This is a genomic window from Streptomyces malachitofuscus (assembly GCF_055571035.1).
In genome coordinates, this window is sequence record NZ_JBVIGA010000003.1 from 322,386 (window position 1) to 347,750 (window position 25,365).

A 25,365-nucleotide genomic window follows, 5' to 3' on the forward strand; every position below is an offset into this window, starting at 1 on the left:
GGAGGGGGCTCGCCGCCCTCCGCCCCGGGACGGGGTTCAGGCCGCCAGCAGGGCGTCCATCTGCCCGATGGCCTGGCTCATCCCTTCCACCATGCCCATCTCGGCCAGCTGCTCCATCTGCTCCCGGGTGTCGAACACGGAACGCAGTTCCATCCGGGTACCGCCCTCGCGCTCGGTGAGCGTCATCCGTACCTCGGTGGTCGGCATCTCCGGGTTCGGCTTGCCGTCCTCATCGGAGAAGCCGTCGGTGAACTCGAGGGCCGTCGGCGGCGTGACCGAGGAGACGCGCCACCAGCCGCCGAACTTCTCGCCCTCCGGGCCGGTCATGTAGTACTTCACGCCGCCCCCGGGTGTCAGATCGTGCTCCTCGAAGGTCGCCGGGTAGCTCGGCGGGCCCCACCAGCGCTCCAGCTGCCGGGGGTCGGCCCACAGCCGCCACACCCGCTCCACCGGGGCGGTGAAGTCGGCGACGATCGTGAGGGTGAGGCGGTCGACGTCCTTGTCCACGCTGGTGACAGTCATCCGTCCGGTCCTTTCGTCGTGTGCTCGTGGGGGTCCGGGACGTCCGGGCCCGCGCCGTCGTCGGCGTCCTCGGCCAGCAGACCGGACATCCGGTCCACGCGGGCGCGCCAGGCCGACTCCAGCTCGTCCAGGGCCTGCCGGGCCCGGCCCACCGCTTCGGGGTCGGTGCGCACGAGCTGCTCCCGTCCGCGTCGCTCCTTGGTGACCAGACCGGCCCGCTCCAGCACCGTGACGTGTTTCTGCACCGCTGCGAAGCTCATCGGATAGGCCGCGGCCAGACGTGACACGGACAGCTCACCCCGCACGCAGCGGCGCAGTATGTCGCGCCGCGTCCCGTCGGCCAGGGCGTGGAACAGCCGGTCCACGGTTTCGCCGGTCTCGTCCACCATCCCATCTACAACCATTTGGTTGTACGTTAGTGCCGTCCCGCCCCTCCCGCAACCGGACAGGTCCGGCCCGCTGAAACAGGACACACCGGGGTACTCGGCCCCGCATGACGCAGAAGCAGCAGACCGGCGACTCGTACTGGCTCCAGACCGCGCCCGGCGGCCGGCACCCCGCCCCGGCCGACGACCTCCAGGTCGACGTGGCCGTGATCGGCGGGGGCATCGCGGGACTGTGCACCGCGCGGGAGCTGACCCGGGCCGGCCGGAGCGTCGCGGTACTGGAGGCCGGGCGGATCGCGGCCGGCGTCACCGGACACACCACGGCCAAGGTCACCGCCCTGCACACACTGGTCTACGACAAGCTGCGCCGCACCCGCGGCAGCGAGGGCGTCCGGCTCTACGCCCGTTCGCAGTCCGAGGCGATCGAGCACACGGCCGGTGTCGTGGCGGAGCTGGGCATCGACTGCGAGTGGGAGCGCCGCAGCGCCTACACCTTCGTCCGGGACGAGAGCCGCGTCGAGGAGCTGCGCGCGGAGGCGCGGGCCGCGCGGGAGGCGGGACTGCCGGCCTCGTTCGTGACGGAGACGGGACTGCCGTTCCCGGTGGCGGGGGCCGTCGAGGTGACGGACCAGGTCCAGTTCCATCCGCGCAAGTACCTGCTCGCCCTCGCCGACGACATCGTCGCGCACGGCGGACGCATCCACGAGGACACCACCGTGCTCGGCCTGGACGAGGGGGCGCCGTGCCGGCTGTCGACGTCGGCCGGGCCCCAGGTGACGGCCCGCGACGTCGTGGTCGCCACCCACTACCCCGTCTTCGACCGGGCGCTGCTGTTCACCCGCCTCTCCCCGCGCCGCGAGCTCGTCGTGGCCGGTCCTGTCCCGGCCGGACAGGACCCGGACGGCATGTACATCACCCCGGAGGAGAACACCCGCTCGGTGCGCACGGCCCCCTACGGCGACGCCGGCGATCGCCGCTTCCTGGTGGTCACCGGTGAGCACTTCACACCGGGCACGGGCGACACCCGGGCCCGCTTCGACCGGCTCTCCGCCTGGACCCGCAGGCACTTCCCCGAGGTGGAGCTCACCCATGCCTGGGCCACCCAGGACAACGATCCCACCGACACCGTGCCGCTCGTCGGCCCGCTGCACCCGGGCGCCCGGCACACCTACGTCGCCACCGGTTTCGGCGGCTGGGGGATGAGCGGCGGCATGATGGCGGGCCTGCTGCTCACCGCGCAGATCACCGGTGCGGACTGCGAGTGGAGCGGCCTGTACGACCCGCGACGCCTGGCCTCCGCCGTGCGCGAGGCGCCGGCCTTCCTCAAGCACCAGGCGCAGGTCGCGGGGCACTTCGTCGGCGACCGGCTGCGGCCGTCCCCGCCGGTGGAGGCGCTGCCGCCGGGCGAGGGCGCCGTGGTGCGGGCCGGCGGCGGCCGGCTCGCGGTCTACCGCGACGACGACGGCGCCCTGCACGCCCTCTCGGCCCGCTGCACCCACCTGGGCTGTCTGGTCGACTTCAACGCCGCGGAACGGGCCTGGGAGTGCCCGTGCCACGGCTCCCGCTTCGACACGGACGGCAAGGTCGTCCAGGGCCCGGCGACCCGTCCCCTGGAGCGGCGCGACATCTGATGTCGCACAGGGCACCCCGCCGACCGGGTGAGACTCGGCGCTCCGCCCTCCCGAGCCACACATATCTCCATACGACACCTCATACCGTCATGCGGTGATCACACGTACCCATGGCGCGGTCGCCGTCGGCGTGCTGGCCGCCGCCCTCACCGCATGCGCCACCGTCCACCCCCAGCAGCCGCCCCGCCCCGCGCCCTCCGCCTCCCCCGCGGTCCGGGCGGCGCCCACCCTCGCCCCGGGCCCCGCGGGCCTGACCCCGGTCTTCCAGCACGGCCCGCGGGACGGCGGCAGGACGGTCGCCCTCACCTTCGACGCCGACATGACCGCCGGGCAGGGCGCGAGGGCCGCGGCGGGCGAGCACTTCGACCATCCGCAGCTCCTCGCCGCCCTGCGCGAACTGAAGGTGCCGGCCACGGTGTTCATGACGGGCCGGTGGGCCGAGGAGTACCCGGACCAGGCCCGCTCCCTCGGCCGGGACCCGCTCTTCGAGGTCGCCAACCACTCCTACAGCCACTACGCCTTCACCGGCGACTGCTACGGCCTGCCGACCGTCCCCGCCGACCGGATGCGGGCCGACGTGGAACGGGCGTACGCGGTGTTCCGGAAGGTGGGCGTGCGGGATCCGATGCCGTACTTCCGCTTCCCCGGCGGCTGTTACGACCGTCCGGCGCTCAAGGCGCTGGTGCCGGCCGGTGTCACGGCCGTGCAGTGGGACGTGGTCGGCGGCGACGCCTTCGCCACGGACGCGGACGCGGTGGCCCGGCAGGTGCTGGACGGCGTCCGCCCGGGCTCGGTGGTCGTGCTGCACTGCACCCGCAGCGCGGCCCCGACGACGGAGCGCGCCGTGCGGACGATCGTCCCCGAGCTGCGCCGCCAGGGGTACCGCTTCGTGAAGGTCTCCGAACTGATCGCGGCGGAACGGGGCGGCGCCCGCGCCACCGGGAAGTGACGCGGACGCACAGACCCGCCGCGCCACCGACCGCTTGGCCGCCTCCGATGCCGGGCCGCCGGCCCACCGTCCACCTCTGGCCCATCGGACCGCCGCCCACCACCGGACCCACCACCGACCACCGTCAAGGGCGCCAGAGGGACGACGAGCCGGTGGCGGATCGCACCATCGGCGTCGGCCGGGCCGCGAGCACGGAAGTTACGGTGCGCCCGGTGGCCGCTATATGCCGGTCGGGGCGGACCAGGACGACAGAGGCGTCCTGGTCCAGTGCGGGCGGGTCCACGAGGCGGGCGTCGGGGAGGAAGACCACGGGGACTCCCGACCACCTCGGGTCGTCGGGCTCGGGGTGCTCCTCGCCCGCGTTCCCCCGGACGACCCAGGTGAAGCCCCGGGGCGGGAGGTGCCGGTGCAGCCGTCCACCGGCGCGCAGCAGGGGGTTGGGCAGGCGACGGCCGACCGCGAACGGGGCGCGGTCCCGGCCGGCGGACGTCCCGTCGGCGTAGGCGATGTCGAGCATGCCGACCCCGCGCCCGAACCGGCTCCGCACGGAGGCGCGCGTCAAGGCCGTCGGCGCGACCATACCCAGCAGGGCGCGGGGTACGCCCTTGCGCGTGGTGAGTGCCCCGGTCGCGCGGGCCGTGCCGCGCACCATCGCGTGCGCGACCGGGCGCCGCTCGGCCTCGTAGCTGTCGAGCAGGCTGTCCGCCGCGTCGTCGCCCGGCCGCGCGGCGACGGCAAGCTTCCACATCAGGTTGTGGGCGTCCTGCACCCCGGTGTTGAGTCCCTGGCCGCCGACCGGGCTGTGGACGTGGGCGGCATCGCCGGCGAGGAAGACCCGTCCCCGGCGATAGCGGTCGGCGACGCCGTGACTGAGCCGGAAACGTGACGTCCAGGTGACGTCGTGGCTGCCGAAGGCGATGCCGGACCGCCGCCGGATCAGGTCGTCGAGGAAGGCCGCGTCGACGGGCGCTCCCTCCTCCCGCTGTGCCCGGGGATCATGGGCGATGATGCGCCACCGGCCCGGCTCGGGCATCGGCACGATGAGCAGCAGGCCCTCCGGCGCCAGATGGACGTGTCCCTCGTCCTCGGTCAGGGCGGCCGCGGTCATGACGTCCGCCAGGACGAAGGTCGCCCCGGCGTCGGAGCGGTCCAGACGCAGGCCGACGGCGTCCCGGGTGCGGCTGCGCCCTCCGTCGCAGCCGATCAGCCAGCGCGTGCGCACCGTTTCGCACGTGCCGTCCGCGTGCCGCAACGTGACTCGGACGCCGCCGCCGCCGTCGTGGGCCTCTTCGAGTTCCACCCCCCATTCGACGTGGTGACCGCCGTCGGCGAGGTGCTCCTCGAGGACGCGCTCCGTGGCGTACTGGGGAACCGACAGCCAGAAGGGGTAAGCGGTGTCGCCCCAGGGCAGGCCGATCAGATCGACGCGCACCGGGCGGCGGCGGGGGGTGTGCACGTTCAGCGCGGTGAAGCGGGTGCCCTCCGCCAGGATCCGTTCGGCGATGCCCATCGTCTCGAAGATCTCCATGGTGCGGGCATGGACGACCAGGGCCTTGGAGAAGGTCGAACGGCTGGGTTTGCGGTCGACGACGCGCACGGTCAGACCGTGGCGTGCGGCTTCGCACGCGGCGGTCAGGCCCGTGGGACCGGCGCCGATGACCAGGACGTCGGGGGTGTCGTTCGCGTGGGTGGGGTCCTTGGACAACGGATGTCTCCTTGTCGGGGGTTCGCTAGTGGTGAGGTCCGGTGCGCGGTTCGGCACCGCCTACTCCTGGCGCCAGGGCCGTCTGTGGCGCCTGTGCCGTCGCTGCCGTCCATACGGCGTCGGCGCCGCTGTGGCCGATGCGGGCGACCTGGACGCCGCTGCCCGTCGCACTGGTCAGCGCGAGCAGGGTGGCCGCGACGGCGAGGACGCGGGAGCCGGGGGTGGATTCCCCGCTGGGGCGGGCCGCCCGCCGGAGCGCCCACAACTGGGCGGCTGCCCCCAGGGCGAGCACGACCGTCCAGGGGAGCAGTCCGTCCCCGAGGTCCATGTGCCGGCGCACCGCATCGGTGCGGTCGACGTCGTCCGCGAGGATCTCGCCGGACTTGACCGTGAGCGGGACCAGGACGAGGGCCGTGACGCTCAGCGCGAGGGGGAGCATGCCCGCCCGTGACCGGAAGCGGGGCCACAGCGCGGCCGTCGCGACCGTCAGGGCGGCGGCGGGCACGGCGACCACGGTGGCGTGGACGATCAGGGGATGGGCGGGCAGGCCGAAGAGTGTGTCGAGCACGAGTTCTCCGTCGGATCCGGTGACGTGGTGGAGGTGAGGGTCGGGCAGATGTGTCCGTCAGCGCCGAGGCTCCGTGGACACCTCGCTGCGGGCCCGGTCGGCGGCCGCCGGTGACGCGGTGCCGCCGCCGGCCTCCCCGGCGTCCGGGGACGCGGGCGGTGCGGCCTGAGCCGCCGCGTGGCCGGGCAGGCGCGGCAGGAACCGCTGCATCGGGCGCGGCGTCCACCAGGCGCGCTTGCCGAGCAGCGCCATGACGGCGGGCACCAGGACGAGCCGTACGAGCGTGGCGTCGATCGCGATGGCGACGGCCAGACCGAAGCCGAAGAGGTTGACGGTCCGCTCGTCGTTCAGCTGGAAGCTGCCGAAGACCACGACCATGACCGACGCGGCGGCCGTGATGATGCGGGCGGTGGCGGCGATGCCGTTGCGTACCGAGGCGCCGGCGTCCGCGGACCGCCGGTACTCCTCCTGCACCCGGCTGAGCAGGAACACCTCGTAGTCCATGGACAGCCCGAACAGGACGGCGAACAGCATGACCGGCGCGAAGGACTCCACAGGACCGGCTTCGGCGCCCAGCAGCCCGGCGCCCCAGCCCCACTGGAAGACCGCGACCACGACGCCGTACGCGGCGCCCACGGACAGCAGGTTCATCGCCGCCGCCTTGAGCGGCAGCACGAGCGACCGGAACTCGATCATGAGGAGCAGGAAGCTGAGTCCCACGACGAAGGACATGAACCAGGCCATCTGGCTGCCGAGCCGGTCGGCGAGGTCGATGGCGGTAGCCGTGGAGCCGCCGACGTGTGCCTCGGCCTCGGGTGCGGCCTCGGGGAGCACGTCGTCGCGCAGGTGGTGCACCAGTCGCTCGGTGGACTCGTCGTCCGGCGAGCCCTCGGGCACCACGGTGTAGAGGGCGGTGGTTCCGGTGTCGTCCAGCCGCGGGGGCCGTACCTCCTGCACCCCTTCCGCGTTCTCCAGCTCGGTGCGCACCTCGGTGGCCTGCTGCTTCACCTCCGCCGTCGACTGCCCCTCGGGGAACTGGGCCGTCACGACGAGCGGTCCGGTCCATCCCTGCCCGAAGTCCCGGGCGACCAGTTCGTACGCCTGGCGCTCGGTGGTGTCCTCCGGCGCCGAACCGGCGTCGGCCGTGCCCAGGCGCAGGGAGAACAGCGGGAGCGCCATGGCGATCAGGACGACGGTGGAGACGAGGAGGTAGGGCCATGGGTGCCGCTGGATGTGGCCGGTCCAGCGGTGCCAGCCGCCCGCCCGTCCGCCGGCGTGGTCGAAGCGCGGCTTGCGTACGCGGAACCTGTCGAGGTGGGTGCCGAAGACGGCCAGGACGGCCGGCAACAGGGTCACCGCCGCGATCAGGGTGGCTCCCACCGTGACGGTGCTGGCCAGTCCGAGGGCGGAGACGAAGGGGATGCCGATCAGATAGAGGCTCAGGATCGCGACGATCACGGTGGCACCGGCCACGAGCACCGACCGGCCCGCGGTGGCCAGGGCGAGCGGGATGGACTCCTCGGGCGGGTGCCCCTCACGCATGCCCTCCCGGTGCCGGGTGACCACCAGCAGTGCGTAGTCGATGCCCACACCGAGGCCGATCATGGTCGCCACGATGGGACCGGAGGTGCCGATGGTGGTCACGCCCGCGATCATGGTGATGACCGACATCCCGAGGGCGAGGGCGAACAGGGCGGTCAGCAGCGGCACCACCATGGCGAAGACCGAACCGAAGGCCACGAGCAGGACCAGCACCGCGGCGGCCAGGCCGATCGCCTCGCTGCCCGACGGGCCGTGCTCGCCCTGGAGCACGGCGCGGCCGTACTCGACCTGGGCTCCGGCGTCGCGTACCGGCTCGAACGCCTCCTGGGCGGCCTCCACCGACTCCTCGGGCACGTCCTTGGCCCGCTCGGCGAACTGGACGGTCGCGATGGCGGTACGCCCGTCGTCGGAGACCATCTCCTGGCCGGGCCCGTAGGGCGACTGGACGACCGCCACGTCCTGCGCGCCGCGCGCCGCGGTGACGGCGTCCGTGACGGCGGCCTTCATCGTCGCCGTGGTCACGCCCGCGTCGCTGTGGATCACCACCTGCATGCCGTCCCCGGACAGGTCCGGGTACCGCTCGCGCAGCGTGTCGTAGGCGGCCTGGGAGTCGGTGTCCTCAAGAGTGAGGTCGTTGGTGAACGAACCGCCGACCGTCCGCGCGCCGAGGGCCGCCCCGATCACGGCCAGCAGCCAGAGCGCGATCACCCACCATCGGTGCTGCACCGAGAAACGAGCCAGGGCTGAGAGCACGCCGGTCCTCCATGGTCATGGAAGCGGGGCCCGGGACGGCCCCCGCCGAGGGGTGGGAACACCGGCAGGGTCGCCCGCCCGGCCGTAGGATCTCAACCATGATGAATTCCGGGGCGCGCGGCAGAAGGGCCGGGAAACCCGAGACCCGCGCCAAGATCCTCGACGTCGCGCGCCGCCGCTTCCTGGAGGACGGGTACCAGGCCGTCACCCTGCGGGCCGTCGCCGCCGAGGCGGGCGTCGACGTGGCCCTGATCAGCTACTACTTCGGGTCGAAGAAGGGCCTCTTCGGCGCGGCCATGGCCCTGGCCGTCAACCCCGCCGAGACCCTGGCCCGCACCGCGGAGGGCGACCCGGTGACGTTTCCGCAGCGCGCCCTGCGGGATCTCATCGCCCTGTGGGAGGACCCGCGGACCGGGGCACCGCTGCGCGTCCTGGTGGCCGGTGCCACCCAGGACCCGGCGATCACCGGGCTGGTACGGGAGATGATGGAGCGGGAGATCATCGACAAGATCGCCGGCCGGATCGGCGGCGTGGACGCCCGCAGACGCGCCGGTGTGTTCTGCGCCCATATAGCCGGTCTGGTCGTCACCCGCTACATCCTGCGGCTGGAACCCTTCGCCTCCATGTCGTCCGATGAATTAATCCGCACCTACACCCCGTCGCTCCGCCTCGCGCTGGGCGAGCCCTCGCACCGCCCGGCCCGGAACGGTGGACCACGCGGCGGCGGGCCGCGCGGCGGGTCCGCCCGCTGAACGCTCGGTGCCCGGACCGCCGGTGACGCCCCGGCTTACGCTGGGGCCATGAGCGATACCGCCAACGACTACTGCCTGATCGACGTCTCCAGGCCCCCCAAGGCCGACGGCCCGCCGTACGCGGACTGCGTGCTGTGCCGGGAGCCGACGGAGTACCCGGAGTCGTACAAGGGCATCACCCTGTGCCCGGTCTGCGAATGGCGGGAGGCCGAACGCACGTCCTGCTCGGGCTGACGAAGGCGCCGCGCGGCTTGGCACACTGGGCTCCGTGAGCACTGAACCGTCTTCCGCCGCCGACAGCCCCTTCCGCCCCGAGCCCGGTGACCGCGACACGGCACCGCAGTTCGTGCTGCCCCTGGTCGTCCGCATCGAACGGGCGGCGCCCCCGGCCCGTACGGACGCCCTGGAGACGGCGGCCCGGGCGGTCCTGCTGATGCTGACCGACGAGCGCTCCGTCGGTGAGGGCGACTGGGCGCGGGCGATGCGCGACTGGCAGGACGCCCGCATCCGCAAGGTGGTGCGCCGGGCCCGCGGCGCGGAGTGGCGCCGCGCGGAGGCGCTCCCCGGTGTCACGGTCACCGGCAAGTCCGCCGAGGTCCGTGTCTTCCCGCCGGTCCCCCTGGACGGCTGGCCCAAGGACCTGGCCCGCCTCCAGGTCTCCGGCACCGACCTCGACGACCCCGACCCGGTCCCTCCGGCGGACCCCGGCGTCCCGACCCTCTGGCTCAACCCCGACCTCGGCATGTCGGCCGGCAAGGCCATGGCCCAGGCCGGGCACGGCGCACAGCTGGCCTGGTGGGAGCTGTCGCCCGAGGCCCGCAGCGCCTGGCACGCCACGGGCTTCCCGCTCGCGGTGCGCACCGCGTCCCCGGCGCAGTGGCCCGAGCTGACCGCGAGCGGCCTCCCCACGGTCCGCGACGCGGGGTTCACGGAGATCGAGCCGGGCTCCTGCACGGTGGTGGCGGACCATCCGGCGCTGCGGCGCGGCTAGCTCCTGTCGTCACATTCCCGTCTGCCGTGCGACGCCCTGCACGCTTCCCCGCTGCCCTGAAGACGCGGGAGTGCCCAGCGGAACGCCACGACGGCGGGACGCGGGGGCAGTTGACGGGCGCGGGTGCGGCCGTTCCCCCGGATGGACGTGCGACCGTGCGGAGGGGGTGGGGCGGCCGGAGGCTGGGCGCATGACTGGAAGACCTGTGACAGCCGCCGCTGCCCTGGTCTCCACCACCGTACTGCTCTCCGCGTCCCTGGCCGCCTGCGGTCACACCGGTGAGGGCAGTGCCGGTGGTGGAGGCGGGGGCGGCGGCGAGGGAAACGACCGCGGACGGATATGGGCGCAGTCCCTGAGCTGGAAGGACTGCCCCGCCCCGTCCCCCCTGCAAGGCGGAGGAGAGGCCCCCGAGCCGCTGCCGGACGGCACCCGGTGGCAGTGCGCCACCATGAAGTCCCCGCTGGACTGGGACAAGCCGGCGGGCGAGACGATCGACGTCGCGCTGATCCGGGCCCGCTCCAGTGCGAAGGACGCCGGCGACCGGATCGGTTCGCTGCTGTTCAACTTCGGCGGCCCGGGTGAGTCCGGCGTCGCCACCCTGCCCGCCCTCGCCGCCGACTACGAGAAGCTCCGCACCCGCTACGACCTGGTCGGCTTCGACCCGCGCGGGGTCGGCGCCAGCGACGGCGTCACCTGTCTGGACGCCGAGGCGATGGAAAAGATGTCCGAGCAGGACGACACCCCGGACGACGGCGACGACGAGGTGCGGGCCGTCCTGCGGAGCCATGAGGTGTACGCGCAGGCGTGCGCGCGGGAGTCGGGCCGCTTGCTCCCGCACGTCGGCACCGAGGACGCGGCCCGCGACATGGAGTTGATGCGGCACCTGCTGGGCGACGACAAGCTGCACTACTTCGGCATCTCGTACGGCACCCAACTCGGCAGTGTCTACGCCCACCTGTTCCCCCGCCACGTCGGCCGTGCCGTCCTGGACGGGGTCGTGGACCCCACACTCGACGGGATGGAGGAGGCGCTGGCCCAGGCCGGCGGGTTCCAGCTCGCCTTCGAGCACTTCGCCCGGTGGTGCGTCCGGACGGGCTGCCCGCTGGGTGACAGCGTCGACGAGGTGCAGGCGCTCGTCATGGAGCTGGAGGCGGCGCTCGACGACAAGCCGCTGGCCCTCGACGGGGAGAGGGTGCTGACCGGTTCCCTCCTCCTCGACGCGGTCGTCCGGGCGCTCTACCTGGAGTCGGCGTGGCCCGCCCTCGCGGTGGGGCTCGAGCTGCTCGCCGGGGACGAGGGCGCGACCATGCTGAACCTCGCCGACGCCCTGGGCGACCGCCACGCCGGGGTCTACAGCGACCAGCAGGACGCCCAGACCGCCATCACCTGCGCCGACCGCAGTGACCGCTACACCGTGGACGACGTCCGGGAGATGGCTCCCGCGTTCGAGGAGGCCTCACCGCTCTTCGGCGACACGATGGTGTGGGGAGCGCTGGAGTGCACCGACTGGCCGGTGCCCGGCAGGGCCGGCCACCCCGACGTCCGGGCCCCCGGCGCGCCGCCCATCCTGCTCGTCGGCAACACCGGTGACCCCGCCACCCCGTACGCGGGCGCCGCCCGGATGGCCGAGCAGCTCGGCAAGGGCGTCGGCGTCGAACTCACCTACAAGGGCGAGGGCCACGGCGCGTACGACTCCGGCAACCGCTGTGTCCAGGACACCGTCGACGCCTATCTCCTCGACGGCAAGGTCCCGTCCCCCGGGAGCGTGTGCGAGCACGAACCGCTGAACGGGAAGCAGTAGCACCGCTTGGGTGGTGATCAGCCGGACCGGGCACCCGGGCCGGGCCGCGCGGTGAGCGCCGCGAGGGCACTGGCCTGGGTGCGCCAGTCCGTCTGGTTGGGGGTGCTGCCGGCCCAGCGCTGGCCTAGCCGGTTGAGGGGGTCGCGGTCGGTGGTCCAGATGGATTCCGCCTGCCGGGTGAGGTAGTCGCGGTACGCGGCCGACCCGGTGGCGTCGGCGAGGTCGGCGAAGTGGCGGATGAAAATGCCCTTGAACTGCTTCTGGTTGTCGTCGCAGGACGCGGTGCCGATGTCGCAGGACTCCGTCAGAACGCCGTTACGGGTCAGCAGGGGTGAGGACATCGCCGCGTCCGCGAGCCGTCGCGCGGTGTCCAGGTGGCGGGTCTCGCCCGTGGCGCGCCACAGCTGGGTGAAGGCGCCGATGGCCAGGCCCTGGTTGTAACTCCACACGGTCTGCCCGTTGTTGGCGCAGCCCCTGGTCAGGCCGTCGTTGACCAGACCCGCGGAGTTGATCAGTCCGCTGTCCAGGTACCACTCCGCCGCCGTCTCGGCGCGCCCGCCCCACACCGTGTCGCCGGGCAGCCGCTGGTGCAGCGCGGTCGTGACCCACAGGTACAGGCCGCTGGTGACCGCGTTCTTGTAGGTGTGCTCCCGGTCCCACCACATGCCGCCGCCGCAGGTGCCCGGGTCCCAGTGCGTGTGCAGGTAGTCGGCGATGACGACCGCCTCGTCCAGGTAGCGCCGCTGCCCTGTCCGGTCGTAGGCGGTCACCCAGGCCACGGCCCACCACCCGGCGTCGTCGACGGCGCGGCTGATGAAGTGGCCCTCGACCGGGTCCGAACTGCGCACGCCCGCGGGGAAGACGCCCTTGTTCTGCTCGTAGGTGCGGGCCACGGCCCAGTCGTAGTCGTGCCGCCCGGTGCGCTCGGCGAAGTCCATGAGGGCGGTGAGCGCGACCGCCGAGTTCCACCAACTGCTGCGCCACCAGCCCTCGTTCGTGTGGTACGAGGCCATGAGGGCGTCCGCGGCGGCGCGTGCCCGGGTGGGCACCGGCCGGGCCCATGCCGTGCAGCTGCCCTCCTGGTGGGCCGCCTCGCGGCCGCAGGCGCGGACCGCGCCGCCGTACAGAAGCCCGCGCGGGTCGCGGGTGGCGTACAGGTCGGTGCGGGCGGCGGTCCTGCCGGAGGGCACGCCGGTGCGGCCGAGCGAGGAGCCTTCGGGCCAGGTCGCACCGCCGTCCCAGGAGCGGTCCAGCCAGATCTCGTCGCCCGCGCCGCCGTTCTCGATGACGCCCCAGGCCATGCCGGTGCTGTGGTCCATGTGCAGGCTGATGGTGCGGCCGAACAGGGTCGTCGCCGGCACCGGCCGGTCGTCGCCCGACGCGGTGGCGGGATCGGCGCCGTCGCAGGAGGAGCCGTCGCAGACGGTCGGGTGGACCCAGTCCGTGCAGGTGACGGCGTGCGCGTCACCGCAGGCGCGGATCCAGCCGCGCCGGTGCCCCACCGGGTCGCTGATGTTGTACATGAGCGTCCGGGTGCCGGTCCAGGTACCGGGGACGGACGCCTTGCCCAGCAGGCCCTCCCAGGTGGCGCCGCGGTCCCAGGAGCGGTCCAGCCAGACGGCGTCCCCGGGGACGGCCTCGTCGATGCTGGCCCAGGCCATGTTGTCGGGCCCGGACACATGCAGCCGCAGGATCCGGCCGTTGATGTTCCGGTGCGGAACGGGGAAGGTGTCCTGCGCCGCCTTCGAGGGGTCGAGGGTGTCGCAGGCCAGGGCGCAGACGGGCGCGGCCGCCGCGCGCGCGGGCGCGGGAAGGGCGACCAGCCCGGTCAGGGCGAGGGCCATGACCATCCAGGCACCGAGGACGCGCTGGATCCGGACGGACATCGGTTCGTCCTTTCGTCGTGACGCGGTCGGGGCACGGCGCTGAACGGTCAGGGCGCGGCGTTGAACAGGTCGACGGCGCTCTGCTGGCGCGCGGCGTCCACCGAGTCGAGCGGGCCGTACCAGCGCAGCCCGTACTGGTGGAGGGCGTTGCGGTCGCTCGCGTGGGCGCGGTCGGCCTGGCGCCGGAGGTAGCCGGTGTACGGATGGTCCGGGAGCACGGCGTCGAGTTCCGCCAGGCCCCGCACGTGCGCTCCCTTGAAGGACGGCCCGTCCGGCTCGCAGCTGCCGCTCTCGCACGGGTCGCGCAGGATGCCGTCCGTCGTGTGGAGGGCGGCGGCGGTGGTGGCGGCGTCGGCGATCCGCCGGGCCTCGGTGAGCAGGGCGCCGTCGCCCGTCGCGCGGTGCAGCTCGGTCAGGGCGCCGATGAGAACGCCCTGGTTGTACGACCACACCGTGTCGCCGTTGTTGCGGCAGGTGCCGAGGTCGATGCCGTCGTTGACCAGGCGGGAGCCGTTCACCATGCCGGTGCCGCGGAACCAGGACCAGCCGGCCCGCGCCCGGTCCAGGTGGGTCCTGTCGCCCGGGATCCGGTTGTGCAGCGCGGCGTTGAGCTGGATGTACAGGGAGTTGGCGATCGCGTTCTTGTAGGTGCGCGCGGTGCTCCACCACACCCCGCCGCCGCACGTGGCGTCCCAGTACGCGGCCATGTGGTCGGCGTCCGCGCGGGCGGTGGCGAGGTAGCGGCTGTCGCCGGTGAGGTCGTAGGCGGCCACCCAGGCCAGGCCCCACCATCCGGTGTCGTCGATGTAGTCGTTGCGGAACTGACCGTCCCGCGCGTCACGGTTCAGGTCGTAGGTACGGGCGATCGCGTAGGTGTAGCTGCCCATGCCGGAGGCGCGGATGTTGTCGATCAGCGCGGTGAGCGCGTTGGCGGAGTTCCACCAGCCGGTGGTGTCGAACAGGCCCGTACCGTAGTTGTAGAACGTCATCAGGGCGGTGGCCGCGGCGGTGCGCCGGTCACCGGCGTTCCACGTGGTGCGCGCCCAGGGGGTGCAGGCGATCTCCGGGCGGTCGCCTGCCCTGCCGCAGGCCCGCAGCGCGCCGACGCCGTGCGCGCCCCAGTCGTCCACGTTGTACATGAGGGTGCGCCGGCCGCGCTGTCCCGGGGGCACGGTGGTGTCGCCGAGCCGGCTTCCCGAACTCCAGGTGCGGCCGCCGTCGAAGGAGCGGTCGAGCCAGACCTCGTCGCCCGGGCTGCCGTTGCCGAGAGAGGCCCAGCCCATCGCGTCGGCGTCGTCGAAGTGCAGGGCGACCGACCGCGAGTGGACGGTCGCCGTGACGGGGACGCGGTCACCGGGGGCGAGCGCGGGGTCCCTGCCGTCGCAGTGCTTGTTGCAGATGTCCGCCGCGGTGGCCCGGGGCGCCGCCGGGGCGTCCGCCGAAGCGGTCCCCGGGAACAGCGCGCACAGCGTGAGGGCGAGCAGCGCGGCAGGGTGCCGGAGGGATCTCCGTGAAGGAATCATGGGCTGCTCCCTGTGGGGGGTGAGAGCGCTCTCGCAAGGTAGTACCGGGTGGGTGAAGCGTCAACGAGACGCGCACGCAGAAGAGTTGCGAACGGGTACGGCGAGGCTCCCGCTGCCCCCGGAGAGTTCGGCACACCTCTTGCGGCGCCCGTGAGGCGCGGTGTACCAATGGGGGCGCAGAACTTGAATGTTGTTCAGGTTTTGTCCGCGGGGGGCCGTCCGAGCCGGAGGAGCAGCACATGTCCGCGGAACCTCGTCCCGTGCGCAGCCGTCGTACCGTCCTGCGGGCGGGAGCCCTCACCGGTCTGGGGCTGGCCGGTGCGCAGATGGCGGCCCCGAGCCGGGCCACCGCCGCCCCCGCCGCCGCCCGTGGCGGCGGTTTCCAGGTCGGCCGGGGTCTCGCCGACGCCACCGGTGAGGTGGCCGAGGTCGGCATGATGGGCTACGGCCGGTTCGACCAGCAGGCCGCCGGGCTGCACACCCGGCTGCGGGCGCGGGCGTTCGTCGTGGCCGACGAGGCGAGCGGGCGGCGGGTCATGCTGATCGTGGCCGACTCTCCGATGATCTTCGGGAGCGTGCACCAGGCGGTGCTGCGCCGGCTCGCCGACGCCTACGGCGACCTCTACACCGAACAGAACGTGCTCATCACCGCCACCCACACCCACGCGGGACCCGGCGGCTACTCGCACCATCTGCTGTACAACACGACCACGTTCGGCTTCCACCGCAAGACCTTCGAGGCCGTGGCGGACGGCCTGTTCGAGGCCGCGCAGCGGGCCCACGAGGATCTGGCGCCCTCCGGACTCGTGCTCAGCCACGGCACGTTGACCGGGGCCAGCGTCAACCGCTCCCGGTCGGCCTTCGACCGCAACCCGAAGGCCGACCGCGACCACTTCCCGGACGCCGTCGACACGCACACCACCCTGCTCCGCGTGGAACGGGACGGCCGGACCGTCGGGGCCGTCAACTGGTTCCCGGTGCACAGCACCAGCATGTCCGGGGACAACCGGCTGATCAGCGCGGACAACAAGGGCTACGCGGCCTACCACTGGGAGCGCGAGGTCAACGACGTCGACTACCTGTCCGACGGCTCCCCCGCGTTCGTCTCGGCGTTCGCCCAGACCAACAGCGGCGACATGTCCCCCAACCTGGACCTCCAGCCGCCCACGACCCCGGAGGACTTCGCCCACACCCGCGCCAACGGACTCCGGCAGTACGAGGCCGCCGCCGCCCAGGTGCGGCGCTCCGGCGTCACCCTGTCCGGCCCGGTCGACTCCCGGCTGGTGTACGTCGACCTCTCCGACGTCACGGTCCGCCCCGAGTTCACCGGTGACGGACGGACCCACCGCACGTCCAAGCCCTGCGTCGGCGCCTCCATGGCGGCGGGCAGCATGGAGGACGGGCCGGCCTTCCCCGGCTTCGAGGAGGGGGAGAACCCGTTCTGGGACGCGATCTCCGACTCCGTGGTCTACACGGTGTCACCGGAGCTGAAGCAGGCGCAGGCACCCAAGGACGTCTTCGTGCCGATCGGGGAGATGAACCGCGTCTACCCGTGGGTGCAGGAGCGGGTGCCCGTGATGCTGGTGCGCATCGGCGCCCTCCATCTGATCGGCATCCCGGGCGAGGTGACCGTCTGCGCGGGCCTGCGGCTGCGGCGCACGGTCGCCGGCATCGTGGGCGCGGACCTCGACGACGTCCTGGTGGCCGGGTACGCGAACGCGTACTTCCACTATGTGACCACCCCCGAGGAGTACGACGCGCAGCAGTACGAGGGCGGCAGCACCCTCTTCGGCCGCTGGCAGCTCCCGGCGCTCCAGCAGACGGCGGCGGCCCTGGCCACCGCGTTGCGCGACGGCACGGAGCTGCCCCTCGGCCCGAAGCCGCCGGACCTGTCCGGCAAGGCGCTCTCCCTGCAGCCGGGGGTGGTGCTGGACGCGCCGCCGCTGCTGCGGAGGTTCGGGGACGTGCTGGTGCCGCCGCGGGAGACCTACCGGGCCGGCGAACGGGCCGAGGCCGTCTTCGCGGGCGCCCACCCGGGCAACGACCTGCACCGCGGTGACACCTATCTGGAGATCCAGCGCCGGAACCCCGACGGAACCTGGCACACCGTCGCCGACGACGGCGACTGGCCGACCCGCTTCCACTGGGCCCGCGACGGAATCGCCGCATCCAAGGTCACGATCACCTGGGACATCCCCCAGGGCACGGCTCCCGGCAGCTACCGCATCGTCTACCACGGCGACGCCAAGAGCCTCGTCGGCACGATCACCCCGTTCACGGGCACCTCACCGGCCTTCGTGGTGCGCTGACCCGCGGCACCCGTGGGACACCCGGAGGGTCAGCCCTGCGGTTCCTGCGGCTTGGCGTCGAGTTCGCGCAGGTTCTGGTCCTTGAGCTCGGTGCGTGCCTCGGTGCGGTGACCGCGGACGACGTAGTCCCGCACGACCGCCTCGATCGCGTCCTGCGGCGAGCCGATCCCTGCGAGAACCATGACCTCCACCACGAGTTCGGCGTCGAGACCGATGTTGACCTTTGCCACTGTTCCCCCCTCGCGCAGCGCTCCGTCCGTACTGTAAGGGACGCCGGCCGATTCCGTCCGCGAAGGGCTTCCTCACGCGTTCCCGGCGGCTGCCTCGGGCCCGAACGCCCCCAACCTCAAATGTTCCTCTGAAGTCGCCGGGGCGTGATTCGGCCGCGGGCGGCGGGGTCATACCCCTGTCACGTCCGGTGGGGACGATCGGGGGCCGGGCGGGACAGCCGGGTGCAGGAGGGGGCGGGGATGACCGTGCGACTGGGGAACGGGATCGGGTGGCGGCCGGAGATCGCGGACGCGGTGGAGCGTATGCCGGGGATCGACTGGGTCGAGGTGGTCGCGGAGAACGTCTGCCCCGGACATCTGCCCGAGTCGCTGGTGCGGTTGCGCGGGCGCGGGGTGACCGTCGTACCGCACGGGGTCTCCCTGGGACTGGGTGGCGCCGAGCGGCCGGACGAGGGGCGGCTCGCCGCGCTCGCCGAGCGGGCCGTCGCCCTGCGGTCGCCGCTCGTCACCGAGCACATCGCGTTCGTCAGGGCCGGCGGGGCGCTGACCGCGTCCCCGCGGATCGAGGCCGGGCATCTGCTGCCGGTGCCGCGCACCCGTGACGCCCTGGACGTGCTGTGCGAGAACGTCCGGATCGCCCAGGAGGCGCTGCCCGTGCCGCTCGCGGTGGAGAACATCGCCGCGCTGTTCGCGTGGCCCGGCGAGGAGATGACCGAGGGGCAGTTCCTCTACGACCTGGCCGACCGCACCGGGGTGCGGCTGCTCATCGACGTCGCCAATCTGCACACCAACCACGTCAACCGGGGCGAGGACCCGGCCAAGGCACTCGCCGAACTGCCCCTGGAGGCCCTCGCGTACGTCCATGTCGCGGGCGGGTTCGAAAGGGACGGCGTGTGGCACGACAGCCACGCCCACCCCGTTCCGGAGCCCGTGCTGGAGGTCCTCACCGATCTCGCGTCAAGGGTCTCCCCTCCGGGCGTGCTGCTGGAGCGGGACGAGAACTTCCCGGAGGCGGAGGAGATGGAGCGCGAACTGGCCGCGATCCGGCGCGCGGTCGAGAGGGGGGCGGAGAGCCGGGACGCGGGGCGGGCCGCGCTCGCGACCGCCCGGTCCGAGGAGCCGGGGGAGGTTCCCGGAGCCGAGGCCGCGCGGCAGCGGCTCGCGCTCGCGCAGACCGCCGTGCTGTCGGCGCTGGTCGCCGGTACGCCCGTGCCCGAGGGGTTCGACCGGGTGCGGATGGGGGTGCAGGCGCGGGCGCTCGCCGCCAAGCGGGCCGACGTCGTCGGCAAGGTCGCGCCCGAGCTGCCGGCGATCCTCGCAGCGGAGTACCGGCCCGCCTTCGTCGCGTACGCGCAGACGCAGCCGATGACCGGCGGCTACCGGCAGGACGCCATGGACTTCGTCGAGGAACTGCTGCTGGCCGGGCGGCCGGAAAACGCGCGGACACGGCGCGAGCTGCGGGAGTGGTGGCTGGAGCGGTCGGGACCGCGGCCCCGGTCGAACAGGCCGGCGGTGCGGCTGGTGCGGGCCACGCGACGGGTGCTGCTGCGGCGCTGACCTTCCCGGCCGGCACGCGGCCGCGCGAACCAAACGGAACGTCACATACCGACAACACTGCGTCCGGATGGTGAACAGACCATGGTGTTCTCGCGGCCGTTTCGCTTACAAACAAGTCATGTTCTGGGTTCCTCTCCTGCTCCTGGCCTGGGCCGTCGCCGGTGTGGCGTGCCTGCGGCTGTGCCTGGCCGCCGTGCACGGCGCCGCCGCGGCCACCGGACCCGCCGCGGGAGCGGAGCGCGCTCTGACGCTGTACGAGACCGCGTTCCTGTCCGGCGGCCCCGGGAGGGTCGCCGACGTCACGCTCGTCGCGATGGCGCGTCAGCGGCGGCTGCTGCTGGCGCACACCGGCTGGGCGACGGTGGTCGACCCGCGCGGGCGCGACGACATGGAGCGGTCGGTCATAGGGGCGATAGGGCCGGACGGACAGTCACCCATCGCGCCGGTGCGGGCGGCCGCGGCGGCCGCCGACGCCGTGCGCGGGATCGGCGACCGGCTGGTCAGCGCGGGACTCGCGGTCCCCGACGGTGCGGGTACGACCGTCGCGGACGCGGTGCGGCGGGTGCGGCTCGCCGTGCCGGCCGTGGCCGGGCTGGGGGTCGCGGCCCTCCTCATGCCCGTTCCGTCGGACATGCCACGCCACCTGGTCGCCCTGTGGTTCACGCTGCCGCTGATCCTCACACTGAGCTGCCTGGCCATCGCGCGGTTCGAGATCCATCCGTACTCGCGCTGGGCCTCCCCCGCCGGCCTGCGGCTGCTCGGCTCCCTGCCCCTCGGCGCCGGCGAGGCCGGGGACGACCGCACATACCTCACCTCCGTCGCGGTGCGCGGCATCCGCGCGGTGGGCGAGCCCGAACTGCGCGCGGCCCTCGCCCACCGGGAGCCGCATCACGGGCACTGACGCCGACACACCCCGGCGAGGGGTGCTTGCCTCGCACCTCCATCACCCGAAACATCCCTTTTGTCGCCGCCGTGCACCGAAGGGATCGTCGATGAGAACCACCGCCGCCGTCCATGTGGCCGCCGGGTCCGTGCTCCTCACCACCTGGGCCGCCGCTCCGGCCGGCGCCGGAATCCACGCCGCGCCTTCCGCGGCCGAGCTGCGCGGTACCGCCGTGGCCGCCGCGCGCGCCGCCGACCGGGGCATCGACTTCGGCGCGTGCCCCGCCGAGCAGCAGCTCCCGGGCACCGTCCGGTGCGGCACGGTCCGCGTCCCGCTCGACTACGCGCGCCCGAACGGCAAGCAGATCGAACTCACCGTCAGCCGCACCCGCGCCACGGGGAAGGACCCCGACAACAGCAAGCGCAAGGTGCGCCGGCAGGGCTCCCTGGTCCACAACCCGGGCGGGCCGGGCGCCGGCGGCATGTACTTCCCGATGATGGGCGCGCTCCCCGCGTGGAAGCGCATCGCGGCGGCGTACGACCTCGTGGGCTACGCCCCGCGCGGAGTGGGCCGTTCGGCCCCGCTCTCCTGCACGGACCCGGGCACGTTCTTCAAGGGCCCCGCGAAGGCGCCGGTCCACCCCTCCGAGGCGTACAAGCGCAAGCGCGTCGCGCGGGCCAAGGCGTACGCGCGCGGCTGCGCCGAGCGGGCCGGGGACGCGCTGCGTCACTACAACTCGCTCAACAACGCCCGTGATCTGGACGTCGTGCGCGCCGCGCTCGGCGAGAACCGGCTCACCTTCCTCGGGTCGTCCTACGGCACGTACTTCGGGGCGCTGTACGCCACGCTGTTCCCCTCGCACGTGCGGCGGATGGTGTTCGACGCGGCGGTGAACCCGGACCCGGAGCAGATCTGGTACCGCAACAACCTCGACCAGTCGGCGGCGTTCGAGCACCGCTGGGCGGACTTCCTGGCGTGGGTCGCCCGGCACGACGACACCTACGGCCTGGGCGGTACCGCGCGGGAGGTGCGGGCCGGTTACGACGAGGCCAGGGCACGGCTGGCGAAGGAGCCGGCGGGCGGAAAGGTCGGGCCGGAGCAGTTGCAGGCCGCGATGCTGCAGGCCGGGTACTACGACGACCACTGGCCGCATCGCGCACGGGCCCTGTCGGCGTACCTGAAGGGCGATGCCGCGCCGCTGGTGGAGCTGGCGCAGGAGTATCCGGAGGCGGCGGCGGAGGCGGAGAACGCACGGGCGGTGTATCTCGCCGTGGAGTGCAACGACGCGCCGTGGCCGACGGACTGGGCGGTGTGGGACCGGGACCACACCCGGCTCGCGCGCCGGGCCCCCTTCGAGACCTGGGCCAACGCGTGGACGAATCTGCCCTGCGCCTACTGGAAGGCGCCCCGTCAGCAACCCCTGGACGTGCGCGCCGGGCGCGGTGAGCTGCCCCCGACGCTGATCCTGGCGGCGGAACGGGACGCGGCCGCCCCGTACGACGGCGCCCTGGAGCTGCACCGGCGGCTGGCGGGCTCGACGCTGGTGACCGAGCGGGACGCCGGCAGCCATGGCATCGCGGGCGGCCCCAACACCTGCGTGAACCGCCACCTGGAGGCGTACCTCCTCGAGGGCCGCGTCCCGGGCCGCCGCGCCGCATGCGCCCCGCACCCCCAGCCGAAGCCGCAACCGCAGTCCCGGCCGACGGCCGGCTAGGCACCGCCCGGGCACGCGAGACCGCGCGGGCCCGGGCGAGGGTGCGGCCCCGGTGAGCCCTCACGGGCCCCGGCACCACCCGCGAACCCCAAGCCGAACCCCGCGGTCCGGTCGGGCCCGGGGTCAGGCCAGGCCCGTGACCAGGTCGGCGATGTCCTTGCGGCGGCCCGTGAAGAACGGGACCTCCTCGCGGACGTGCATCCGGGCCTCCGAGCCGCGCAGGTGGCGCATGAGGTCGACGATGCGGTCCAGTTCGTCGGCCTCGAAGGCGAGGATCCACTCGTAGTCGCCGAGGGAGAACGAGGCGACCGTGTTGGCGCGCACGTCGGGGTAGCCGCGGGCCATCTTGCCGTGGTCGGCGAGCATGCGGCGGCGGTCCTCGTCGGGCAGCAGGTACCAGTCGTAGGAGCGCACGAAGGGGTAGACGCTCACATAGTTGCGGGGCGTCTCGTCGGCGAGGAACGCCGGGATGTGCGAGCGGTTGAACTCGGCGGGGCGGTGCAGCGCCATGTTCGACCAGACGGGCTCCAGGGCGCGGCCCAGTTTGGTGCGGCGGAAGAGGTTGTACGCCTCCTGCAGCCGGTCGGCCGTCTCGGCGTGCCACCAGATCATGAGGTCGGCGTCCGCGCGCAGACCCGACACGTCGTAGGTGCCGCGGATCGTGACGTCCTTGGCGGCGAGCTGGTCGAACAGCTCCTGCACCTCGTCCGCGTAACCGGCACGGTCCTCGGGCAGCACGTCCTTCAGTTTGAAGACGGACCACAGGGTGTAGCGGATGACCTCGTTGAGGTCCTTGGCCAGCTTGCCCTTGTTCGGGATCCGGTCGGGGGCGGGGGTGGTGGCGTCGTCACTCATGTCCCTCATTCTCCTGCTCCGCCATGGAGGCTTTGCACCGGGTGGGCGGTGAGCTCCTGCACACCGCGCAGGTCACCGTTGATCTGGTCGGCGGCGGCGTACGCGCTCGCGATGCACGCGGGGACGCCGACGCCGTCGTAGGCCGCGCCGCACACGGCGAGCCCGGCGAGGCCCGCGAGGTGCTCGCGGACGCGGGCCACGCGCGCGTGGTGGCCGACGGGGTACTGGGGCAGACCGTCCTGCCAGCGGGTGACGCGGGTCGCCACCGGGGCGGCGGTCAGGCCCGTGGCCGCCTTCAGGTCGTGCCGGGAGACCTCCACGAGGCCGGCGTCGTCACGGCCGAGGATCTCCGTCTCGCCGTGCCGGCCCACCGAGGTGCGCAGGACGACCAGGTCCGGGTTCTCCTCCGCGATCCAGCCCCATTTGCGCGAGGCGAAGGTGGAGGCCTTGATGGTGTGCCCGTCGACGGGCGGCACCAGGAACCCGCTGCCCTCGGGCAGCTCGGTCTCCGCGCGGCGGTAGGCGAGGGTGATCAGCGCCATGGAGGCGTACTCCACACCGGAGAGCTCGGCGGCGGCTCCGGGCGCCTCCGCGCGCAACAGTCCGGCCGCGGCCGGGGCGGGTACGGCGACGACGACCCCGTCGGCGCGCAGCACCCGGTCCCCGGCGACGACCCGCCAGCCGTCCTCCGGTGCGCGGCGCAGCTCCGTGACCGGCGTACCGGTGAGGATCTCGCCGCCGCGCGCCCGCACCGAATCGGCGACGGCGAGCGGCAGGGTGCCCACGCCGCCGGCGATGCCCATGAACACCGGCCCGGTCTGCCGCGCGGCGGCGGCCTTCGCCTGGATCTCGCGGACGGCCTCGGTCAGGGAGGTGTGGGCGCGGGCTGCCTCGAAGAGCTGCGGGACCGCCGCGCGCATCGAGATGCGGTAGGCGTCACCCGCGTACACCCCGCCCAGCAAGGGCTCCACGAGCCGGTCGACGACCTCACGGCCGAGGCGCGCGGCCACGTACTCGCCGATCGCCACGTCGTCGCCGACCTCGGTGCGGGGCAGCTCTGCGTCACGCCCGATCCGGGCGACCCCTTCGTCGGACAGCACGCCGGCGAGCGCGGCCGCGGTGCCGGGTACGCCCATGACGTGGCCCTTGGGCATGGGGCGCAGGGAGCCGCGGGTCCACAGCGCCGCCGTGGCGGTGGCCGGCGCCTGGAGCCGGTCGGCGAGGCCCACGTCCCGGGCGAGGCCGACCGCCTCGGGACGGCGCGCCAGCAGCGACTCCGCGCCGAGGTCGACGCGCGCGCCCGCGATCTCGCCGGGCAGCAGCTTGCCGCCGACCCGGTCCGAGGCCTCCAGCACGGTGACCCGCGCCCCGGTCTCCAGCAGCCGGTGCGCGGCCGCCAGACCGGCGATTCCGGCACCCACGACGACGACCCGCCGCCCGCCGCCCGCATGTGATCCGCTCATGGCTCCACCCTCTCAAACGCCACCGCCGCTTTCGCCAGGGCCATGTGGCCCTGCCGAGTCCCTACCGTGACCGCATCGGGACCGTCCCACGCCAACGTCCCGGGCCCCCTGGGCGTCGAAGGAGCGTCAGTCATCACGACGACGTCGGTCGTCACGACGCTGGGGGAGTCCCATATGCGCACACCACGGTCCGTACGACCCGTCCACGCCCTGGCCGGGGTCCTGCTGGCGGCGGCGCTCGCGGTCGGCGGGTGCAGCGCCGGCGCCGACTCCGCGGATTCCGGGGGCGACGACAAGGCCGCCGCCGCGCCCGCCGAGGGGGCGGCCGCGGACGCGCGCGGGAAGCAGGGCGCCCCGGGCGGCGCGGCGGACGGAGCGGCGGGCGGTGCCGAGGCCACCGCACCGCCGAAGGCCACCGTCAGCCACATCATCCGCACCGCCTCGCTGACCGTGCGGGTCGAGGACGTGCCCAAGGCGCTGGACGAGGCCCGCGCGACGACCGAGAACGCGGGCGGCTACGTCGGCAACGAGACCACCCGCCGGGACGAGGAGGGCCGCGAGCACACCCGCGTGGTGCTGCGCGTGCCCGTCGACAGGTACGCGGAGGTCCTCGCCGATCTCGAGGGCGCGGGCAGGCTCGTCGAACGCCGTGCCAAGGCGGAGGACGTCACCGACCAGGTGGTCGACGTGGAGAGCCGCATCAAGTCGCAGCGGGCCAGCGTGGCCCGGGTCCGCGAGCTGATGGACCGGGCGACCAGGCTCAGCGACGTGGTCACCCTGGAGGGCGAACTGAGCACCCGCCAGGCGAACCTGGAGTCCCTGCTCGCCCAGCAGGCGTCCCTGAAGGACCGCACGAGCCTGGCGACCATCACCCTCTCCCTGTCCGGGACGTCGGCGGAGAAGGCCGAGAAGGACGACGACGATCCCGGGTTCATGGACGCGCTCGCGGGCGGCTGGGACGTGTTCCTGACGCTGCTGCGCTGGCTGACGGTCGTGCTCGGCGCGGTCCTGCCCTTCGCGGCGGTCGCCGCGCTGCTGGTCCTGCTGTGGCTGAAGGCCGTGCGTCCCCTGCTGCCGCGGCGCCCGCGGACGGCGACCCCGCCGCCGGCGGCCGGCGGGCGGGGTGGCGAGGACTGAAGCGAACGGTCCCGGAACGGCGGGAACCGCCCGCCCCGTAGCGTGGCCCCATGGACACGAGCGATGCGCACGGTGCACGGGAACGGCTGGTGGTCATCGGCGGTGGAGCCGCGGGGACGTCCGCGGCGTCACAGGCCCACCCCCCGAAAGGAACGCGGGAGGCTGAAGCCCTGGTGCTTTAACCCTGCCACCTCCCCCCCCCCCCCGC

21 protein-coding genes are annotated in these 25,365 nt (G+C 73.5%); 11 read left to right on the forward strand and 10 right to left on the reverse strand.

Annotated features, from left to right (window positions below; all coding sequences use genetic code 11):
• Nucleotides 1–36 precede the first annotated feature (36 nt).
• Together ACZ44S_RS06220 and ACZ44S_RS06225 are read right to left on the reverse strand one after the other, a co-directional pair.
• Nucleotides 37–522: an SRPBCC family protein gene (locus ACZ44S_RS06220; protein WP_466925034.1), complete on the reverse strand. Its 486-nt coding sequence runs from the start codon at nt 520–522 to the stop codon at nt 37–39.
• Nucleotides 519–926, reverse strand: coding sequence for an ArsR/SmtB family transcription factor (locus tag ACZ44S_RS06225; protein ID WP_466925036.1), 408 nt, complete (start codon nt 924–926; stop codon nt 519–521). Before ACZ44S_RS06225 ends, ACZ44S_RS06220 begins: the two co-directional genes overlap by 4 nt.
• Before the next feature lie 89 nt (nt 927–1,015).
• Between ACZ44S_RS06225 and ACZ44S_RS06230 the strand changes: the two genes are divergently transcribed.
• Nucleotides 1,016–2,539: an FAD-dependent oxidoreductase gene (locus tag ACZ44S_RS06230; protein ID WP_466925039.1), complete on the forward strand. Its 1,524-nt coding sequence runs from the start codon at nt 1,016–1,018 to the stop codon at nt 2,537–2,539.
• A 94-nt stretch (nt 2,540–2,633) separates the two neighbouring features.
• Nucleotides 2,634–3,488, forward strand: a complete 855-nt coding sequence (locus ACZ44S_RS06235) for a polysaccharide deacetylase family protein (protein WP_466925041.1) — start codon at nt 2,634–2,636, stop codon at nt 3,486–3,488.
• Between the two features lie 124 nt (nt 3,489–3,612).
• Here the strand turns inward: ACZ44S_RS06235 and ACZ44S_RS06240 are convergent, their stop codons facing one another.
• Genes ACZ44S_RS06240 through ACZ44S_RS06250 form a run of 3 tightly spaced genes read right to left on the reverse strand, consistent with a single transcriptional unit; the run spans nt 3,613 to nt 8,056 of the window.
• Complete coding sequence (locus ACZ44S_RS06240) at nt 3,613–5,193, reverse strand: FAD-dependent monooxygenase (RefSeq protein ID WP_466925043.1); 1,581 nt, start codon at nt 5,191–5,193, stop codon at nt 3,613–3,615.
• A 25-nt stretch (nt 5,194–5,218) separates the two neighbouring features.
• A complete protein-coding gene (locus tag ACZ44S_RS06245; RefSeq protein WP_466925046.1) occupies nt 5,219–5,761 on the reverse strand; it encodes a DUF2231 domain-containing protein in 543 nt (180 codons plus the stop codon).
• A gap of 57 nt (nt 5,762–5,818) precedes the next feature.
• Complete coding sequence (locus ACZ44S_RS06250; protein WP_466925049.1) at nt 5,819–8,056, reverse strand: MMPL family transporter; 2,238 nt, start codon at nt 8,054–8,056, stop codon at nt 5,819–5,821.
• Nucleotides 8,057–8,154: 98 nt separating this feature from the next.
• Between ACZ44S_RS06250 and ACZ44S_RS06255 the strand changes: the two genes are divergently transcribed.
• The 4 genes from ACZ44S_RS06255 (at nt 8,155) to ACZ44S_RS06270 (ending at nt 11,600) form a co-directional block, all read left to right on the forward strand.
• A complete protein-coding gene (locus tag ACZ44S_RS06255) occupies nt 8,155–8,808 on the forward strand; it encodes a TetR/AcrR family transcriptional regulator (RefSeq protein WP_466925052.1) in 654 nt (217 codons plus the stop codon).
• A gap of 48 nt (nt 8,809–8,856) precedes the next feature.
• A complete protein-coding gene (locus ACZ44S_RS06260) occupies nt 8,857–9,042 on the forward strand; it encodes a hypothetical protein (protein ID WP_466925054.1) in 186 nt (61 codons plus the stop codon).
• Between the two features lie 34 nt (nt 9,043–9,076).
• Nucleotides 9,077–9,799: a peptidyl-tRNA hydrolase gene (locus ACZ44S_RS06265; protein WP_466925056.1), complete on the forward strand. Its 723-nt coding sequence runs from the start codon at nt 9,077–9,079 to the stop codon at nt 9,797–9,799.
• A 190-nt stretch (nt 9,800–9,989) separates the two neighbouring features.
• A complete protein-coding gene (locus ACZ44S_RS06270; RefSeq protein WP_466925058.1) occupies nt 9,990–11,600 on the forward strand; it encodes an alpha/beta hydrolase in 1,611 nt (536 codons plus the stop codon).
• A gap of 17 nt (nt 11,601–11,617) precedes the next feature.
• Here ACZ44S_RS06270 and ACZ44S_RS06275 read toward each other — a convergent pair whose 3' ends face one another.
• Both ACZ44S_RS06275 and ACZ44S_RS06280 read right to left on the reverse strand, forming a co-directional pair.
• Nucleotides 11,618–13,486: a glycoside hydrolase family 76 protein gene (locus tag ACZ44S_RS06275; protein ID WP_466925061.1), complete on the reverse strand. Its 1,869-nt coding sequence runs from the start codon at nt 13,484–13,486 to the stop codon at nt 11,618–11,620.
• A gap of 47 nt (nt 13,487–13,533) precedes the next feature.
• Nucleotides 13,534–15,009, reverse strand: a complete 1,476-nt coding sequence (locus ACZ44S_RS06280) for a glycoside hydrolase family 76 protein (RefSeq protein WP_466925063.1) — start codon at nt 15,007–15,009, stop codon at nt 13,534–13,536.
• A gap of 239 nt (nt 15,010–15,248) precedes the next feature.
• On the opposite strand from ACZ44S_RS06280, the gene ACZ44S_RS06285 reads away from it, so the two are divergent.
• On the forward strand, nt 15,249–17,318 hold the full coding sequence (locus ACZ44S_RS06285) for a neutral/alkaline ceramidase (protein WP_466925065.1): 2,070 nt from the start codon (nt 15,249–15,251) through the stop codon (nt 17,316–17,318).
• Between the two features lie 29 nt (nt 17,319–17,347).
• Here ACZ44S_RS06285 and ACZ44S_RS06290 read toward each other — a convergent pair whose 3' ends face one another.
• The gene (locus ACZ44S_RS06290; RefSeq protein ID WP_466925068.1) at nt 17,348–17,548 is read right to left on the reverse strand and encodes a DUF2191 domain-containing protein; all 201 of its coding nucleotides are present in this window, start codon (nt 17,546–17,548) and stop codon (nt 17,348–17,350) included.
• A gap of 240 nt (nt 17,549–17,788) precedes the next feature.
• Here ACZ44S_RS06290 and ACZ44S_RS06295 point away from each other — a divergent pair, with 240 nt between their 5' ends.
• The 3 genes from ACZ44S_RS06295 to ACZ44S_RS06305 all read left to right on the forward strand — a co-directional run bounded on the left by ACZ44S_RS06295 (nt 17,789) and on the right by ACZ44S_RS06305 (nt 21,702).
• Nucleotides 17,789–19,105: an MbnB/TglH/ChrH family RiPP precursor modification enzyme gene (locus tag ACZ44S_RS06295; RefSeq protein WP_466925071.1), complete on the forward strand. Its 1,317-nt coding sequence runs from the start codon at nt 17,789–17,791 to the stop codon at nt 19,103–19,105.
• Nucleotides 19,106–19,223: 118 nt separating this feature from the next.
• A complete protein-coding gene (locus ACZ44S_RS06300; protein WP_466925074.1) occupies nt 19,224–20,006 on the forward strand; it encodes a TIGR04222 domain-containing membrane protein in 783 nt (260 codons plus the stop codon).
• Nucleotides 20,007–20,097: 91 nt separating this feature from the next.
• Nucleotides 20,098–21,702, forward strand: coding sequence for an alpha/beta hydrolase (locus tag ACZ44S_RS06305; RefSeq protein WP_466925076.1), 1,605 nt, complete (start codon nt 20,098–20,100; stop codon nt 21,700–21,702).
• A gap of 123 nt (nt 21,703–21,825) precedes the next feature.
• On the opposite strand, the gene hemQ is transcribed toward ACZ44S_RS06305, so the two are convergent.
• Nucleotides 21,826–22,557 carry a hydrogen peroxide-dependent heme synthase gene (gene hemQ / locus ACZ44S_RS06310; protein WP_466925077.1) on the reverse strand — a complete coding sequence of 244 codons (732 nt, stop codon included), beginning with the start codon at nt 22,555–22,557 and terminating at the stop codon, nt 21,826–21,828.
• 5 nt (nt 22,558–22,562) lie between these two features.
• Complete coding sequence (gene hemG, locus ACZ44S_RS06315; protein WP_466925078.1) at nt 22,563–24,020, reverse strand: protoporphyrinogen oxidase; 1,458 nt, start codon at nt 24,018–24,020, stop codon at nt 22,563–22,565.
• Nucleotides 24,021–24,194: 174 nt separating this feature from the next.
• Here hemG and ACZ44S_RS06320 point away from each other — a divergent pair, with 174 nt between their 5' ends.
• The gene (locus tag ACZ44S_RS06320) at nt 24,195–25,157 is read left to right on the forward strand and encodes a DUF4349 domain-containing protein (protein ID WP_466925080.1); all 963 of its coding nucleotides are present in this window, start codon (nt 24,195–24,197) and stop codon (nt 25,155–25,157) included.
• The last annotated feature ends 208 nt before the right edge of the window (nt 25,158–25,365 follow it).